This window comes from Streptomyces sp. NPDC002817 (genome assembly GCF_053592055.1).
The window spans coordinates 163,098-176,280 of the sequence record NZ_JBSFUY010000005.1 but is presented as its reverse complement, the minus strand read 5'-3'; the positions used below and the strand labels follow the sequence as shown (position 1 = coordinate 176,280).

Here is a 13,183-nt window from a genome sequence, read left to right as displayed (position 1 = left end):
CTGCACGCGACGCTGGGAGCGTTCTTTCCATGTGCGGCATAGTCGGCCTTGTCTCCTTCACCCAGGACCTCGCGCACCGCTCCGACCTGGTCGAGTCGATGCGCGGCGCGCTCGCCCTGCGCGGTCCGGACGCAGTCGGCGAGTGGTCCTCTCCGAGAGCCCTGTTCGTGCCCCGCCGGCTCGCCGTGGTCGACCTGTCGGGCGGACACCAGCCCGCCGTCGCCACCGACGCGGCGGGCCGCGAGACCGTCGTGCTCAACTACACCGGCGAGGTCTTCAACTTCGCCGAGCTGCGCGAGGAACTGCGCGGCCGCGGCCATGAGTTCCGCGACCGCAGCGACACCGAGGTGGTGCTGCGCGCCTACCAGGAGTGGGGGCCGGCCTGCGCCGAACGGCTGCGCGGCATGTTCGCCTTCGCCGTGTGGGACGTACGGACCGAGGAACTCGTCCTGATCCGCGACCGGTTCGGCATCTACCCGCTGTTCTACGCCGAGACCCCGGACGGTCTCGCCTTCGGCTCCGAGCCCAAGGCGCTGTTCGCCACCGGCCTGGTCGAGCCGGTCGTGGACCGGACCGGGCTGCTGGAGGCACTGTCCTTCACCCCCACTCCCGGACTGTCGGTGTTCAAGCACACCCGGGAGGTGATCCCGGGCGAGGTCGTCCGCTACTCGCGCGCCGGCGTCAGCCGCGCCCGCTACTGGAACTTCACCCCGCGCGAGCACACCGACGACCTCGCCACCACGGAACGCACCGTGCGCGAGATGCTGGAGGACATCGTCCGGCGCCAGGTGATCTCGGACGTGCCGATCTCCTCGATGCTCTCCGGCGGCCTGGACTCCAGCGCGATCTGCGCCCTGGTCAACCGCTCCCTCGGCGGCGGCGACCGGCTCCAGACCTTCTCCATGGAGTTCGCCTACCACCTGGAGAACTTCCGCCCCGACGAGGTGCACGACTCCCCGGACGCCCCCTACGTCGCCAAGATGGCCGCGCACCTGGGCAGTGAGCACCGCGAACTGCTGGTCGACCGGGACCACCTGGCCGACCGCGAGGCCCAGGCGGCCGTGGTGCGGGCCCATGAGCGGCCCGTCGCCGGACTCGACATGTACGTGTCGCTGTACCGGCTCTCCCAGGAGGTCCGCCGCTTCTGCACGGTCACCCTCACCGGCGACGGCTCGGACGAGCTGTTCGGCGGCTACATGTGGTTCCACGACCCGTTCTACGTGAAGTCCAGGACCTTCCCCTGGCTCGGCGCCTCGCACCAGATGGAGTTCCTGTCCGGACTCCTGGACCGGGAGCTGTTCCACGAGCTCGACTTCGCCGGGTACACCCGGGCCCGCTACGAGGAGGCCGTCGCCGAGGTTCCGCTGAGCGGTGACGAAACCGCGCACGAACGCCGGATGCGGGAGATCACGTACCTCAACATGACCCGCTATCTGCGGGTCATCCTCGACCGCAAGGACCGCCTCGGGATGGCCGCGTCCATCGAGGGGCGGGTGCCGTTCTGCGACCACGAACTCGCCGAGTACGTCTACAACGTGCCGTGGGAGATGAAGGTCGCCGACGGGCGGGAGAAGAGCCTGCTGCGGGCCGCGGTCCGTGACCTGCTGCCGGAGGCGGTCCTCCAGCGGAAGAAGTCGCCGTACCCGACGGTCCAGGACCCCGCCTACCGCACCGCGCTGCGCGCCCAGCTGAAGGAGATCACCGAGCGGCCCGGGGCCCGGGTGAACGACCTGCTCGACCCCGCGCGCGTCGAGTCCGTGCTGACCGACCCCACCTACGGGCTGCGGGCAGGGGTGACCCGGATGAGCATCGAGGCGGCCGTGCAGCTGGACCACTGGTTCGAGTCCGGCGTACGGGTCGAGCTCTGATGCCCCTCACCGAGCTGCTGGTCGCCGCGTGCGAGACGTACGCGGACCGGGTCGCGGTGGTGCACGAGGACACCGAGTACACCTATGCCCAGCTGGACGCCGCCTCCGCCCGGATCGCGGCCGCGCTCGCCGAACGGGGCGTGGCGCCCGGCGCGTACGTCGGGGTGCAGGCGGTGCGCGGCTGGTGGCGGTGTGCGGCCGTGCTCGGCATCTGGCGGGCGGGAGCGGCGGTCGTCGCCCTGGACCCGGGGCTGCCGGCCGACCGCCTGGACCGGATCATCGACGCGGCGGACGTCCGGCTGACCTTGACCGACGCGCCGGCATCCGTCGACCTCGGACCGGATGTGACGACGCTCGTGGGCGAGGTGCCCCGCCGGTCCGGTCCGGGCCCGGTCGCGGGTGCGGGTCTCCGTCGCGCGGGGTCGGTTCCGGGGGCGGGCGAGGGGCCTGGCCGGGTTGGTTCGGGCGCGAGCGTGGGGCCGGTGCTCGATCGGAGCGGTCCTGTCGCCTATGTCGTCGCCACCTCCGGGTCCACGGGGACGCCCAAGTGCGTGGCGGTTCCGCCGGAGGTCCTGGAAAGGCTGGCCGGCTGGCACCGGGACTGTTGGGAGCGGGGCGAGGTGCCGCGCACGCTGCATGCCGCGTCGGTCGGGTTCGATGTCGGGTTCCAGGAGTTGGTGGCGGCCTGGGTCGCGGGCGCGCCGCTGGTCGTGGTCGACGACATCACCCGCCGCGACCCGTTCCTGCTCGCCGCCGTGCTGGAGCGGTACGACATCGCGCGCGCCTTCCTGCCGGTGGCCTCCCTGCACGCGCTGGCCGTCGCGGTGCCGGTGACCGGCCATCGGCTGCCCGCGCTGCGGGAGGTCGTCGTCGCGGGCGAGCGGCTGGTCGTCAACGACGAGGTGCGTGCGCTGTTCGCGGGCCTGGACGCGACCCTGGTCAACCAGTACGGGCCCAGCGAGACGCATGTCGTCACCGAGTACCGGCTGCCACCGGACCCGGCCGCCTGGCCCGCGCATCCGCCGCTCGGCGGCTCCGTGGCCGGCGCCGGGCTGCTGCGGCTGCGGGACGGGATCCTCGGCCCCTTCGCCGAGGGCGAGGAGGCCGAACTCGTCGTCACCGGCCGCTGCCTGGCCACGGGGTACCTCGGCGACGAGCGGCTGACCGAGGAACGGTTCCAGGAGCTGCCGTACGTCGACGGCGGCACCCGGCGCGGCTACCTCACCGGCGATCTGGTGCGGCTGGAGGACGGCCTGCTGCACTTCGTCGGCCGTATCGACGACCAGCTCAAGGTCCGCGGGTACCGCGTGGAGCCGGGCGAGGTCGAGGCGGTCCTGAGCCGGGTCCCCGGAGTGCGCCGGGTCGCCGTCGTCGGCCTCGGCACGGACCGCACGACCGCGCTGCAGGCCTACGTCGTCCCGGCGGGCGAGGACCGAGCCCCCGACGTCGGCGCGTTGCGCACGGCCTGCGCGGCCGCGCTGCCCGACTACATGGTCCCGGCCCGCTTCGTCCTCGTACCGGAACTCCCCCTGACGACCAACGGCAAGCTCGCCCGCCGCGAACTGCCGGACGCGGTGGGGGCGGGGGGAACGCGTGGGTGAGGTGACGGAGGCGGCGGGCGTGCGGTCAGTCGGTGCGCCGGTGCTCGTGCGGTTGTCTCCCGCGCAGGAGGCGATGTGGCTGGAGCAGCAGTTGCATCCGCGGTCCGTCAACGGTGGGTTTCTGTCGGTGCTCATCAGCGGTGGAGTGACCCCGGAGCGGGTGCGGGCGGCGTGTCTGGCCGTGTGTGAGGATCATCCGCAGCTCAGAGGGCTGGTCACGGAGGGGGCCGAGGCGCGGATGGCGATCAGTCCGGCGGCGGAGGTGCTCCAGTTCGAGGAGTTGGGGGTGGCGGCCGCACCTGGGCAGGAGCTTGCCGCGGCCCGCGACTGGTACCGGGCGCACCGGGTCGGACCCTGGGACCTGACCACCCGCTCGCCCATCACCTTCTCCCTGCTGACGCACGGACCCGACCGGCACACCCTGGTCGTCGGCGTCCACCACATCGCCTTCGACGGGCGCTCCAAGTTCGTCTTCGCCCGCCAGTTCCTGCGCGCCCTCGCCACCGGCCCCCGGCCCCCGCGCGACAACCACGCCCTGCCCGAACACCCGGCGATCGACGAGGAGCTGGACGACGTCGTCCGGTACTGGCTGACCGCCGGTCTGCTCGACCTGCCCGGTCTGGTCCTGCCCCGCTCCGCCGGCACCGACGAGGACGCCGCGGTACGGCCGACGCCCCGCTTCGACCTGCCCGCCGAGCACTGCGCCAGGCTGCGCGAACTCACCCGGCGGACGGGCGTCAGCTTCTTCACCGGCCTGGTGGCCTGCGCCGCCGCGGTCCTGCACGGGTACGGCAACCGCCGTTTCGTCCTGGGCATCCCGGTGGACACCAGCGTGCCCGAGACCCGGGACCACATCGGCCTCCAGGTCAACGTCGTGCCGTGTCTGATGGAGGTGACACCCGGGACGACGTTCCGGGACCTGCTGGCGGCCGCGGGGGAGGCGCTCGGCCTCGTCCACCGCCATCGCCGGGTCCCCTTCAGCTGGGTCCTGCGCGAACTGCGCCGACGGCACGGCGTGGACGTCAGCCAGGGCGCCTTCGACCGGATAGGAGTGTCCTATCCGTCGGTCGCGCGCGACCTGGGCGAGGTGGCGGGGCTGGAGTTCGACTGGGACTTCTTCGCGCCCAACTCGACCCGGTCCTTCGACCTCATCCTGCAACTGCGCCGCGAGGGCGACGCGGCCTACGGACGGCTCGACTTCACCCCGGCCGCCCTCGACCAGGCCGGCGCACGGCGCCTCACCGCCGACTTCACCCGTCTGCTCGGCGCCCTCACGGAGCGGCCCGACGCCCCGCTGCACACCTTCGCCGAACCCCACGTACGTCCCGCCGAAGGCCCCGTACCGGACGGGGACACCGACACCCTGCCGCCCACCGCGCGCGGGTCGTTCCCCGGACTCGCCGCCGCCGCGGCGACCGGCCCGGCGGCCGTCCCGGTCGTGCACTGTCCCGTCGAGCAGTTCCTGCCGACGCCCGCGGTCGCCGCGTACCGAGGCGCGGGCGGACGTGTCCTGCTGGACGTCGTCGACCCCGCCCTCGGACGGCTCGGCGTGTGCGACTGGCGGGCGCGGGACCCGTACGGCATATGGCTCACCGACCCGGCGCCAGGCCGCCCGCTGCGGGTGACCGACCCCGAGGGGCGCACCCTGCCCCGGGGGATCGCGGGGCTGCTGGGCGTCGGCGACGACCCGCGCCCCGGTGGGTTCCGTGCCTGGATCGACGCGGACGGCCGGGTCCGGCTGCTGGGCACCGCGGACCAGGTGCGGCAGTGGGTCGGGCGCACCCTGGACCGTGCCGAGGCCGAGACGGTGCTCGCCGCGCTGCCCGGGGTCCAGGAGGCCGCGGTCGTGACCGGCGACGGCGGGGCGCTGCGGGTCCGGGCCGCCGTGGTGCCGACCGCGGGCACCGACCCCGACCCCCGTGTGTGGCGCCGGGCCGTGCGCCGCGCCTGGCCCGCGGGCTGGCCGCCGCCCACCGTGCACGTCCTCGACCGGCTGCCCCGGCTGGCGTCCGGGCGGGTCGACGGCGCCGCGCTCGCGGCGGCGCTGGAGAAGTGACGTACGGCCAATGACGTACGAGTGGAGATGAGCCCCGGGCGGCCCGCGCCGCCGCCCGGGACCCGTCAGTCCGTCAGCCCCAGCAGATGCAGCTGTTCGCGGGCCTCGGGTATGTCGAACGCGCCCATCGACTCGCACAGCCCCAGCGTGTGCCGGCCCGCGTCCCGTACGCCGGCCGCCAGGACCTCCTCGCGATAGCAGTCGCGCAGCACCTCCTCGGCCAGGTCGGCGCTCACCCCGGCCGTGTGCAGGGCCGACCGCACCGGGTCGAGGTCAGGGCGCAGACAGTCGTCGACGAAGTGCGGCATGGCGCACGCCACCTTCACGCGCGCCGCCGGCGACAGACTCGCCCACAGTTCCTTGAAGTAGCGGGTGAAGTAGGCGTGGTGGTGCACCTCGTCGCGGACGTGGTCACCCACGACCTCGCGCACCACCCGGAACACCGTCTCGTCGCGGGGGATCCGCGCCAGCATCCGGGTCACCACGGTCTCGAAGGCGACGACCTGGAGGATGTGGGCCAGCGAGCCGTGGTCCGGCAGGAATTCATGGCCCGTACGGTCCAGGCGGGCCATGCGCGGCGCGAAGTCGTACGGCAGTACCGGCACCGCCGTGGTCTTCTCCACCTGTTGCACCACGTCCAGGCTGAACAGGGCGTGGTAGGCCTCGTCGCTGTAGATCTTGAACGCGTCCAGCCGGGCGCCGGGCCCGAGGTCGACGTCGGTCTCGCCGTGCGCCACCATCGCCGCCCCCCGGTTGACCACCTTGGTCTCCAGGTGCGAGGTGAACAGCATGTACTGGTAGAAGTGCTGGGTGAGCAGCGCCTGTCGGGTGTCCGCGCCCAGGCCGGCCAGTCCCTCGTGGTGCAGATGCGGGACCAGATGCTCGGGGAACACCTTCAGTCCGGCCTCGCGGTCCTCCTGGAGCATCCGGCGCGGGCCGCCGCGCACCCCGGCGTTCTCGTACCAGTCGGCGGCGACGCGGGGCTCCGTCATGACCGTCCTGTTCGCTCGGTGAACGCCGCCGCGACCTGCTCCACCGCGGGGGACGCGAGCACCTCGATGTGCGTCCCGGGCACCCGGCACAACTCCAGCGCCCCGCCGAGGCCCTCCCAGCTCGCGGCCAGCGCCTCCGGGTAGCCGGCCGGGTTGTCCGCGCACAGGAAGAGCTGGAGGGGCGCGGTGGTCTTCGCCGGGGCGCACTCGGCCACCAGGCCGAGCAGCCGGGCCCAGTCCTCCAGCATGCGGGCGGCCTGGGCCGCGGGTGTGTCGCGCAGGAGGTCCAGGTCGACGCCGAAGCGCCGCATCAGCAGCCGTTGCTCGGCGGTGGTCCCGAGGACACCGGTGCCGTCCCTCAGGACCGAACCGGCGAGCGCGAGCAGTTCCGCGGAGGTGGCGGACATGCGCTCGGCGTCCTCGGCGGTGCGCTGGGCGAGGGAGTCCAGGAGGGCCACCAGGGCGACGTCGTGGCCGAGTTCGGTGAGCCGGTCGGCGACCGAGTGGGCCAGGACACCGCCGAGCGACCAGCCCAGCAGGGCGATCCGGCGACCGGGCAGGGCGTCGGCCAGGGTGGTGGCGTACCGGTCGACGAGGTCCGGGTAGGCGGTGTCGTCGGGGTGGGCGCCCGCGACCCGCTCCAGGCCGACCACCTCGGTGTGCTCGGGCAGGAGACCGACCAGCGGCGCGTAGCACATGAGGGTGCCGCCGACCGGGTGGATCAGGGCCACCGCCACGTCCGAGGGGTCGCCCGCGGGAGTGCGCAGGCGCACCAGACCGGCGGGGTCGGCGGTGCCGTCCTCGGCGAGGGCCCGGGCCAGGGCGGCCACCGTCGGGTTGTTCATGAAGACGCCGACGCCGAGCGGGCGGCCCAGCTCCTCGGCGACCCGTGCGACCAGCCGGACCGCCAGCAGCGACTGGCCGCCGTAGTCGAAGAAGTTGTCGTAGCGGCCGAGTCCCGGCACGCCGAGGAGCTCCTCGAACAGCTCCACCAGCCGCCGCTCGACGGCATCGCGCGGAGCGTCGTCGGCGGCTTCCTCCGGCGCCCCCTCGGCCGGTTCGGGGACGGCGGCCAGCGCGGCCGGGTCGGGGCGGCCGTCCGCCCCGGTGGGGATCTCGTCCCGTACGACGACCCGCTGCGGCAGCAGATGCGCCGGCACCCGGGCCTGCAGATGGGCCGACAACTCGCGCGGCGTGGGCGGTTCGACACCCGGGCGCGGCACGGCACAGGCGACGAGCTGTTCACCGCCGCCGTGACTGGCGCCGGGTGCCGCGTCCATGGCGCCGGATGTCCCGTCCGCGGGGTCGGCCTCCCCGTCTGTGGCACCGGGTTTCGTGTCCGTCCCGGACCCTCTGGCCGTGGCGCCCGGCCGCCCCTCCGCGGCCCCCGGCCTTCCGCCTGCGGCACCCGGCCTTCCGTCCGCGGTGTCCGGACTCCCGTTCGTGGCACCCGGCCTTCCGCCTGCGGCACCCGGTCTTCCGTCCGCGGTGTCCGGACTCCCGTTCGTGGCCTCCGGCTTTCCGCCTGCGGCACCCGGTCTTCCGTCCGCGGTGTCCGGACTCCCGTTCGTGGCACCCGGCTTTCCGCCTGCGGCACCCGGTCTTCCGTCCGCGGTGTCCGGACTCCCGTTCGTGGCCTCCGGCACCCGCACCACCACGGCGGCCAGCACACCCGGATGAGCCTCCAGGGCCGCCTCGACGGGGTCGCGCCACAGCTCGAACCGTCCGTCCGCGGCGAACCGGCCGCGCTCCCCGGTCGGTACCGGCCGCCCGTCGGCCGGGTCCGCGGTGTGCACGGCGCCGTGGAAGCCGAGCGGCAGCGGCCGCCCCCGTCCGTCCAGCACCTGCCGGCCGCTCGCGGTGCTCAGCTCCCGCACCCGCGCCCGCTCCTCGGCGTCCATCAGGTCGATGTCGCCGACCGGCGCGTCCGGGTCCGCCAGCAGCCCGCCGAGCAGCCGCAGGAACACCGTGGTCAGCCGTTCGGCCGTGGCCCGGGAGAACCGCTGCGCGCTGAAGGCGAAGTCGCCCTTGAGCACCCCGTACTCGTGCAGCAGGGTCAGCGCCAGATCGAAGTGCGAGGTCGGCCACGGGAACGGCAGCGGCTCCACCGTCAGGCCCGGCAGGCTCCAGTCCTGCTCGACCTTGCGCCGGTTGAAGACCAGCGCCACCTGGAACAGCGGGTTGCGGGTGGACTCCCGGGACGGCCGGACCGCGTCCACGACCGTCTCGAAGGGCACGTGCTGGCGTTGCAGGCCCTCGAGCACGGTCCGCCGGGACGCCTTGAGCAGCGCCGCGAAGCTCTGCCCGGGGTCGACCGTGCCGCGCAGCACGACCGTGTTCTGGAAGAAGCCCACGGTATGGGCGAACCGCTCGTCGACCCGGCCGCTCATCGGCGTGCCCACGGCGATGTCCTCGGCGCCGGTCCACCGGTGCAGCAGCACCAGCAGCGCGGCGTGGAACACCATGAACTCCGAGACCCGGTGGGCGCGGCTCACCTCCGCGACGCGTGCCGAGACGGCCTCGGGCACGGTGAAGCCGACCCGGTCGCCGGTGAACAGGCCGTGGTCCTCGGGGACATGCTCCTCGGGCAGTGGCAGCACCGGCATCCCGGCCAGCCGCTCCCGCCACCAGTCGAGGCCCTTCGGATCGGGCTCGGCCAGCAGTCCGGCGCAGAACTCGGCGTACTGGTGCTCGGGGCCCGTCCCGGGTACGGCGGCGGGATCCTCGTAGAGCCGGTGCAGTTCGCCGGCCAGCGCGGTCGCCGCGATCTCGTCGATGATCAGATGGTGGAAGCACAGCGACACCGCGTGCTCCTCGCCACCGAGCTCCACCACGTCCACCCGCATCAGAGGGCCGCGCACCACGTCGAAGGGCCGGCCCGCGTACCGCACGACCTCCGCGGCCGCCCGGGTCAGGTCCGCGCCCGGCAGCGAGGTCCAGTTCACCTCGACCCGGGGCGCCGCGTCCGCGGGGTGGATCAGCTGGAGCACCTGCCCGTCGCTCTCCCGCACCGTCAGCCGCAGCGCCTGATGCCGGGTCACCAGCACGTCCACCGCGCGCTGGAGCCGCTCACGGTCCAGCCTGCCGCGCACCCGCAGCACGATCGGCACGTTGTACACCGCGCTGTCCGGGGCCAGACAGTGCAGGAAGTACACACCTCGCTGCTGGGGTGTCAGAGGCAGCACCACGGGGGCGCCGGTCATGGGGTTCTCCTTCGGAAGGTGCGGGCGCGGCGGTACGTCACTCCGCGGCGGCGGGCGCGGAGTGCGGCTGCGCGGTGGTGGGCCGCGGCGCGGCGGGGAAGGCGCGCATCCGCAGGGCGAGGTAGCCGGAGCCGCCCAGGACCAGGACGGTCATCACACCCAGCAGCACCCGGAAGTCGACGCTCGCCACCAGCGCGGCGCTGGTGAACACGGCCAGCACCTGGGGCGCGGTCGCGAGCATGCTCGCCGCCGAGGCGACCCGGCCCTGGAGCTGGTCGGGGGAGTTGCGCTGCACGGAGGTGTACAGGCCGACGACCGCGCCGGGGATGCCCAGGCCGATCACGAAGACACCCGCAAGCGCCGCCACCACGCCGGGCAGGACGAGCAGGGCGCAGCCCAGGCCCATGGTGCCGAGCCCGAACACGGTCAGCATCGCCTCCCGGCCCGGTCCCATCCGCTTGAGCACCCGCACCCCGGCGAGGCCGCCCAGCACCGAGCCGACGCCCTTGACGACGGTGAGCACCCCGACGAACGACGCGCTGCGATGCAGACCCTCGTCGGCGACGGCGTAGATCAGTGTCTCGATGAAGCCGAAGCCCAACAGGCCGAGTCCCATGGCCAAGGAGACCGCGCGCAGCTGCGGGGTGCGGGCCAAGTGCCGTACCCCTGCCAGGAGTTCCTGGGCGAGCTTGCCGTCCGGCCGCTGCGGCTCGGGCTCGTCGACCTTCACCGCCAGCACGCACAGGGCGCACGCCAGGAACGTCACGACTTCCAGCCCGGCCACGGCACGCGGCCCGACCCAGGTGTACAGCGCCGCGCCGACGGCGGGCGCGACGAGCATGCCGCCCTCCTGGAGCGTGCGCATCAGCGCGTTGGTGGGGCCCAGTTCCTCGGCCGGCACCAGCCGGGTGAGCAGCGCGCTGCCCGCCGCGTTGTGCATGCCGACGCCCAGGCCGATGCCGAACAGCACCAGGTACAGCAGCCACGCCTGGTCCTTGTCGTGGACCAGGAAGGCCAGGCACACCCAGCCGGCCAGCGCGAAGTTGATCAGCGCGATCAGTGGCCGGCGCCGGTAGCGGTCCACGACCAGTCCGAGGAACGGGGCGCCGAGGCGGGGCAGCACATAGGCGGCGAAGGCCAGTCCGGCCGCGCCGTTGGAATCCGTCAGGTCCTTCATCCAGATGCCGAGCGCGATCCACAGCGCGGCATCGCCGAACAGCGAGACGGATGTCCCGGCCAGCCACAGCCGTACGTTCCGCCGGTTCGGAGCGGTCGCCGGCGCTCCGCCCCCGGCGGTGTCAGAGCCGGTCGCCATGTGCCTTCTCCAGTTCCGTGACGAGCTCCCCGATCGTGGGGTGGTCGAACACCGTCAGTACGTCGATCGCGAAGCCGAGCCGCTGTTCCAGCAGGGCGGTGAGCCGGGTGGCCACCAGGGAGTCGCCGCCCAGGTCGAAGAAGTCGTCGTCGGGCCCGATCCCGTCGATGCCGAGCACCTCGGTCCAGACCGCGGTGACGGTGTCCGCGAGCCGGTCGCGCACCTCAGACATAGTTCTCCTTACGTCGCCAGTCGGGGGTCGGCAGGGCGTTCCGGTCGACCTTGCCGTTGGCGGTCACGGGCAGCGTGTCGACGGCCGCGAAGAGCGTCGGCACCATGTACTCGGGCAGCTCGCGCCGGAGTCGGGCGCGCAGTGCGCGACGGTCCAGCGGGCTGGTGAGGGTGACCCAGGCGACCAGTTTCGGATCGCCCACGAGGTTGGTGCGTACGCCCACCGCGGCCTGGCCGATGGGCGGGTACTCCGCGAGCAGGTTCTCGATCTCGCCGGGTTCCACGCGGTGGCCGAGCAGCTTGACCTGGCCGTCGATCCGGCCGAGGAACTCGTGGACGCCGTCGGCCCGTTGGCGGGCCAGGTCGCCGGTGCGGTACCAGGTGCGGCCGTCGGTGTCGGTGACGAACCGCTCGGCGGTCAGGTCGGGGCGGCGCCAGTAGCCGAGGCCCACGCCAGCCCCGGCGATCCACAGTTCACCCTCGGTGCCCTCGGGCACGACTGCCCCGGAGCCGTCCCGCAGTTGGGCCTCGGTGCCCTGGACGGGGACGCCGATCGGGACCGAGCGGGGGAACTCCTCGTCCGGTGCGATCCGGTGGCACAGCGAGAAGGTGGTGGCCTCGGTCGGGCCGTAGCCATTGACGATCCGCAATTCAGGGGCGGCCGCGCGAAGTCGCCGGACGTGCTCGACGGACAGCACGTCACCGCCCGCCAGCAGCACGCGCAGCGAGCTCAACGACCCCGCGTCGAAGTCGATCTGACGGTGGAACAGCGCCGCGGTCAGCCACAGAACCGTGATGCCCCGCTCCCGCAGCAGTCCGCCCAGCCCGTCCGCACCGAGCGGCCCGGCCGGCGCCACCTCCAGCCGGGCGCCGTTCAGCAGGGCGCCCCAGATCTCGAAGGTCGCCGCGTCGAAGGCGGCCGGGGCGAGCTGGAGGAGCCGGTCGTGGCCGTCCAGGGTGACGTAGTTCGGCTCGTGAACGAGGTTCAGCACGGCCCGGTGCGGCACGAGCACGCCCTTGGGGCGGCCGGTGGAGCCGGAGGTGTACATGACGCAGGCGACGTCTTCGGGCCCGGTCCGCGGGGCGGGGGCGGCGGCGTCCGCGGGGTGCCCGGCACGGGGTACGGAGACGCCGGGGGCCGCCGGTGCCGTGGCATCCGTCGGGGGCACGGGTACGTCATGGGGTGTCCGTGCCGCCGTATCCGTCGGCGCCTCGCCGGACCGGCCGACCAGCAGCACCGGCACCTCATGCGCCGCCAGCACCCCGGCCCCCACCTCGTCGCACAGCGCCAGCCGCACCTCCGCGTCCGCGACGATGCCCGCCAGCCGGGCCGGCGCCTCCCCGAGATCCACCGGGAGATACGCCGCCGAAGCCTTGAGGATCGCGAGCAGGCCCACGACCAGCGACACCGACCGCTCCACGCACACCAGCACCCGGTCACCGGGCACCACCCCGCACGCGACGAGCGCGTCCGCCCACGCGTCCGAGCGACGATCCAGCTCACCGTAGGTCAGCGCCTCACCCGCACCACCGACGGCAACCGCCTCCGGCGCCCGGACGACCTGACGACGGAAGGCCTCGGTGATGCTGAGGCACGGGGCGATCATGTCCGCCCCACCTGCCGGGCGCGGTCGTGGAAGGGCCGCTGCCGGTTCCCGTCCGCTGCGTTGATGGTGATCGGTCCGGGCGTCGCGGCCGGCCGGTGGCGGTGGGTCTCGGGAACGCTGTTGTGAGGGGTGGTCATCTGCGTCCCACCTGCTCGGCGTGGTCGTGGAAGGGGTGCGGTCGGTTCTCGTCCGCCGCGTTGATGGTGATCGCTTCGGGCGTCGCGGCCGGCCGGTGGCGGTGGGTCTCGGGAACGCTGTTGTGAGGGGTGGTCATCTGCGTCCCACCTGCTCGGCGTGGTCGTGGAAGGGG

Annotated in this window: 10 protein-coding genes; 3 read left to right on the top strand and 7 right to left on the bottom strand. The window is 73.6% G+C overall.

Annotation, left to right across the window (positions count from 1 at the left end; all coding sequences use genetic code 11):
• The first annotated feature begins 29 nt into the window (after window positions 1-29).
• Genes asnB through ACWD3I_RS12245 form a run of 3 tightly spaced genes read left to right on the top strand, consistent with a single transcriptional unit; the run spans window position 30 to window position 5,525 of the window.
• Window positions 30-1,868, top strand: a complete 1,839-nt coding sequence (gene asnB / locus ACWD3I_RS12255) for an asparagine synthase (glutamine-hydrolyzing) (protein ID WP_365392160.1) — start codon at window positions 30-32, stop codon at window positions 1,866-1,868.
• Entirely contained in the window at window positions 1,868-3,469 is a 1,602-nt protein-coding gene (locus tag ACWD3I_RS12250) for an AMP-binding protein (RefSeq protein WP_365392158.1), read from the top strand. The genes asnB and ACWD3I_RS12250 overlap by 1 nt, the downstream gene beginning before the upstream one ends.
• Window positions 3,462-5,525, top strand: a complete 2,064-nt coding sequence (locus tag ACWD3I_RS12245; RefSeq protein WP_365392156.1) for a condensation domain-containing protein — start codon at window positions 3,462-3,464, stop codon at window positions 5,523-5,525. Before ACWD3I_RS12250 ends, ACWD3I_RS12245 begins: the two co-directional genes overlap by 8 nt.
• 65 nt (window positions 5,526-5,590) lie before the next feature.
• Here the strand turns inward: ACWD3I_RS12245 and ACWD3I_RS12240 are convergent, their stop codons facing one another.
• The 7 genes from ACWD3I_RS12240 to ACWD3I_RS12210 are packed head-to-tail and all read right to left on the bottom strand — an operon-like array spanning window position 5,591 to window position 13,147.
• On the bottom strand, window positions 5,591-6,517 hold the full coding sequence (locus ACWD3I_RS12240; protein WP_365392154.1) for a diiron oxygenase: 927 nt from the start codon (window positions 6,515-6,517) through the stop codon (window positions 5,591-5,593).
• Window positions 6,514-9,720: a condensation domain-containing protein gene (locus ACWD3I_RS12235; RefSeq protein WP_365392152.1), complete on the bottom strand. Its 3,207-nt coding sequence runs from the start codon at window positions 9,718-9,720 to the stop codon at window positions 6,514-6,516. Before ACWD3I_RS12235 ends, ACWD3I_RS12240 begins: the two co-directional genes overlap by 4 nt.
• A 37-nt stretch (window positions 9,721-9,757) precedes the next feature.
• Window positions 9,758-11,035, bottom strand: a complete 1,278-nt coding sequence (locus ACWD3I_RS12230) for an MFS transporter (protein WP_365392150.1) — start codon at window positions 11,033-11,035, stop codon at window positions 9,758-9,760.
• The gene (locus tag ACWD3I_RS12225; RefSeq protein WP_365392147.1) at window positions 11,019-11,267 is read right to left on the bottom strand and encodes an acyl carrier protein; all 249 of its coding nucleotides are present in this window, start codon (window positions 11,265-11,267) and stop codon (window positions 11,019-11,021) included. The genes ACWD3I_RS12230 and ACWD3I_RS12225 overlap by 17 nt, the downstream gene beginning before the upstream one ends.
• The gene (locus tag ACWD3I_RS12220; protein WP_365392145.1) at window positions 11,260-12,873 is read right to left on the bottom strand and encodes an amino acid adenylation domain-containing protein; all 1,614 of its coding nucleotides are present in this window, start codon (window positions 12,871-12,873) and stop codon (window positions 11,260-11,262) included. Before ACWD3I_RS12220 ends, ACWD3I_RS12225 begins: the two co-directional genes overlap by 8 nt.
• Complete coding sequence (locus ACWD3I_RS12215; RefSeq protein ID WP_365392143.1) at window positions 12,870-13,010, bottom strand: hypothetical protein; 141 nt, start codon at window positions 13,008-13,010, stop codon at window positions 12,870-12,872. The genes ACWD3I_RS12220 and ACWD3I_RS12215 overlap by 4 nt, the downstream gene beginning before the upstream one ends.
• A complete protein-coding gene (locus ACWD3I_RS12210; protein WP_365392141.1) occupies window positions 13,007-13,147 on the bottom strand; it encodes a hypothetical protein in 141 nt (46 codons plus the stop codon). The genes ACWD3I_RS12215 and ACWD3I_RS12210 overlap by 4 nt, the downstream gene beginning before the upstream one ends.
• Window positions 13,148-13,183: the final 36 nt, after the last annotated feature.

Bases quoted from the DNA above. Each gene is read 5' to 3' on its own strand.
- ACWD3I_RS12225 (WP_365392147.1), bottom strand. From the start codon at position 11,267: ATGTCTGAGGTGCGCGACCGGCTCGCGGACACCGTCACCGCGGTCTGG.
- asnB (WP_365392160.1), top strand. From the start codon at position 30: ATGTGCGGCATAGTCGGCCTTGTCTCCTTCACCCAGGACCTCGCGCAC.
- ACWD3I_RS12230 (WP_365392150.1), bottom strand. From the start codon at position 11,035: ATGGCGACCGGCTCTGACACCGCCGGGGGCGGAGCGCCGGCGACCGCT.
- ACWD3I_RS12210 (WP_365392141.1), bottom strand. From the start codon at position 13,147: ATGACCACCCCTCACAACAGCGTTCCCGAGACCCACCGCCACCGGCCG.
- ACWD3I_RS12220 (WP_365392145.1), bottom strand. From the start codon at position 12,873: ATGATCGCCCCGTGCCTCAGCATCACCGAGGCCTTCCGTCGTCAGGTC.
- ACWD3I_RS12215 (WP_365392143.1), bottom strand. From the start codon at position 13,010: ATGACCACCCCTCACAACAGCGTTCCCGAGACCCACCGCCACCGGCCG.
- ACWD3I_RS12240 (WP_365392154.1), bottom strand. From the start codon at position 6,517: ATGACGGAGCCCCGCGTCGCCGCCGACTGGTACGAGAACGCCGGGGTG.
- ACWD3I_RS12235 (WP_365392152.1), bottom strand. From the start codon at position 9,720: ATGACCGGCGCCCCCGTGGTGCTGCCTCTGACACCCCAGCAGCGAGGT.
- ACWD3I_RS12250 (WP_365392158.1), top strand. From the start codon at position 1,868: ATGCCCCTCACCGAGCTGCTGGTCGCCGCGTGCGAGACGTACGCGGAC.